This is a genomic window from Roseicyclus sp. (genome assembly GCF_052168335.1).
Classification (GTDB): domain Bacteria; phylum Pseudomonadota; class Alphaproteobacteria; order Rhodobacterales; family Rhodobacteraceae; genus Roseibacterium.
In genome coordinates this window covers 1-1112 of the sequence record NZ_JBQLZP010000200.1, presented here as the reverse complement: position 1 = coordinate 1112, position 1112 = coordinate 1, and the positions used below count along the sequence as shown (strand labels likewise).

The following is a 1112-nucleotide window of genomic DNA, read 5'->3' as shown; positions in this document are numbered from 1 at the left end:
CTGGAGGACGAGGCCGCGCCGCCGCCGCCGATCACCGGCAACGCCTATTCCCAGGACCTGCCCGAGATGCCGGCGACCTGGGAGGGGGCCATCGAAGCCTTCGCCGAAAGCCCCGAGATCGCGCGCATCTTCACGCCGACGCTGCGCGAGAACTTCCTCGCCACCAAGCGGCAGGAGCTGCACTACATGGCCGAGCTCTCCGAGGAGGAGCGGACGGACCTCTACCTCGACGCGGTCTGACGGCTCAGAGCGATATCTGCCCGAAGCGCCCGCGCAGGATCTCGGCCGAAGCGCGGAGGCCCTCGGTCTCGGCGGCGTCCAGCTCGGGCCAGAGCGTGCCCGTCACCCCGTCGCGCCCGACGAGGCGCGGCAGCGACAGGGCCACGTCCGTCACGCCGAGCACGTCCTTCTCGACGATGGAGACGGAAAGGACCGCCTGCTCGTCCCCCGCGATGGCGCCGACGATCCGCGCGAGGCCGCCGCCGATCCCGTACCAGGTCGCGCCCTTGCCCTCGATGATCGTGTAGGCGGCGTTCCTGACGCCCCGGTCGATCCGCTCGCGCACGTCCTGGGTCAGCGCCGCGCCGACCTGCGCCGCGAAGGAGGTCAGCGCGACCGAGCCCGCGCGCGCGTTCGACCAGGACAGCACCTCCGAGTCGCCGTGCTCGCCGAGGACATAGGCGTGGACCGAGCTCGGCGAGATGCCGAGGTGCCGCCCGAGGAGCCAGCGGAACCGCGCGGTGTCGAGGATCGTGCCCGAGCCGATCACCCGCCCCGGCGGCAGGCCCGAGAGCGCCTGCGTGATCTGCCCCATGATGTCGACCGGGTTCGAGGCGACGAGGAGGATCGCGTCGGGACAGACGGCCATGACCTCGCCCACCACGGCGCGGAAGACCTCGGCATTCCGTTCGAGCAGCGCCAGCCGCGTCTCGCCCGGCTTCTGCGAGACCCCGCAGGCGAGGATCACGACACCGGCGCCCTTCAGGTCCGCATAGTCGCCGTGGCGCACGATCGCGGGCGCGGCGAAGGGCACGGCATGGGCGATGTCCTCGGCCTCGGCGCGGGCGCGCGCCGCGTTGATGTCGACGAAGACGACCTCCTTGGCGGTGCCG

1 protein-coding gene and 1 pseudogene are annotated in these 1112 nt (G+C 72.2%); one reads left to right on the top strand and one right to left on the bottom strand.

Annotation, left to right across the window (positions count from 1 at the left end):
• Positions 1 to 240, top strand: a pseudogene (locus tag ACTS11_RS06390) (glutamine synthetase); the annotation flags it as partial.
• A 4-nt stretch (positions 241 to 244) separates the two neighbouring features.
• On the opposite strand, the gene ACTS11_RS06385 reads toward ACTS11_RS06390, so the two are convergent.
• Positions 245 to 1112, bottom strand: an 868-nt coding sequence (locus ACTS11_RS06385) for an L-lactate dehydrogenase (RefSeq protein WP_442639501.1), incomplete at its 5' end; no start/stop codon positions are given.